This is a genomic window from Sphingomonas sp. FW306-1B-B10E (genome assembly GCF_058782005.1).
Map to the genome: position 1 here is coordinate 1 of NZ_JBYSXG010000109.1, position 1,487 is coordinate 1,487.

At 68.5% G+C, this 1,487-nt stretch carries 1 protein-coding gene; it reads left to right on the forward strand.

What is annotated here, in order from left to right; translation table 11 throughout:
* Nucleotides 1–143: 143 nt before the first annotated feature.
* Nucleotides 144–1,439 (forward strand): hemolysin family protein, encoded by a 1,296-nt coding sequence (locus AC3WJI_RS21565; protein ID WP_492759363.1) that lies wholly within the window; start codon nt 144–146, stop codon nt 1,437–1,439.
* Nucleotides 1,440–1,487: the final 48 nt, after the last annotated feature.

Sequence of the window (1,487 nt, forward strand, 5' to 3'; positions counted from 1 at the left end):
CCCCTAACCCCTCCCGCGAGCGGGAGGGGGACTTGCTTCGTCCCGCTTCTGCCCGGCGATCGGCCTGTCGCTCGCGCACAGCAAAGCTTTGCGAACAGGCGGTTGTGCAGCGCGGCCCCGTGCGGATATGGAGGGCGCACATCATGCCCGCTCCCTTTCCCTGGATCGACGTTGCGATCATCCTCGTGCTGATCGCGATCAACGGTGTCTTCTCGATGTCGGAGCTGGCGATCGTCTCCGCGCGGCCCGCCCGGCTCGAGGCAATGGCGCGCACCAATCGCGGCGCTGCGACCGCGATCCGGCTCGCCGCCGATCCGGGCAAGTTCCTGTCGACCGTGCAGATCGGCATCACGCTGATCGGCATCGTCGCCGGCGCCTATTCGGGCGCCAGCCTGGGCGCCCCGGTGGCGCAGCGTATCCAGGCGCTGGGGCTCGACGCCGAAACCGCGGCGACGATCGGCATCTCGCTGGTGATCGCGGTCACCACTTATGCCTCGCTGGTCGTCGGCGAACTGGTCCCCAAGCAATTCGCCTTGCGCTCGCCCGAGCCGATCGCCGCGATCATGGCGATCCCGATGCTGTGGCTCAGCCGGATCACCGCGCCGGTGGTGTGGCTGCTCGACAAGTCGAGCTCGCTGGTCTTCCGCCTGATCGGGCTCAAGCGCGAATCGGAAAACCGCGTCACTGTCGAGGAACTCCATCTGATCGTCGCCGAGGCGAGCAAGTCGGGGGTGATCGAGGAGCATGAGCGTTCGATCATCTCGGGCGTGGTCCGTCTCGCCGACCGCCCCGTCCGCGAAGTGATGACCCCGCGCACCGATGTCGACTGGATCGACGTCGATTTGGACGCCGACGGCATTCGCGACGCGCTGCTGGCCACGCCGCACACGCGGCTGCCGGTCGCCGAGGGCTCGGTCGATTCGGTGATCGGCGTGGTCCAGGCGCGCGACATCGCGGCGGCTTTGTTCCGCGGCGAGGCGCTCGACCTGCGCCGGCTGATGCGCGCCGCGCCGGTGCTTCCCGACCAGGTCGACGCGATGGACGCGCTCGGTGCGCTGCGCCGTGCCGAAGTGCCGATGGGGCTGGTCCATGACGAATATGGCCATTTCGAAGGGATCGTGACTCCGGCCAATCTGCTCGCCGCGATCGCCGGCGATTTTGCGTCCGACGCCGAACCGGGCGACACGCCGAGCCTGGTCGTGCGCGAGGATGGATCGCTACTGGTGTCGGGCCAGATGCCCGCCGATGCGCTCGCCGAGCGGCTCGGCATCGACCTGTCCGAGGACCGGGACTATGCCACCGTCGCCGGGCTCGCGCTCGCGGTGCTGAAGCACCTCCCCGAGGAAGGCGAAGTGTTCGCCGAGCAGGGCTGGCGCTTCGAGATCGTCGACATGGACGGGCGCAAGATCGACAAATTGCTGGTGCGCGAGGCGAGTTGAACTCGAAGCCAGGCTTTTGATCCGTTCCCCGGGGGCGGGCGGGGGGCC

Excerpts from the sequence above, each read along its gene's own strand:
- AC3WJI_RS21565 (WP_492759363.1), top strand. The coding sequence starts at position 144 with ATGCCCGCTCCCTTTCCCTGGATCGACGTTGCGATCATCCTCGTGCTG.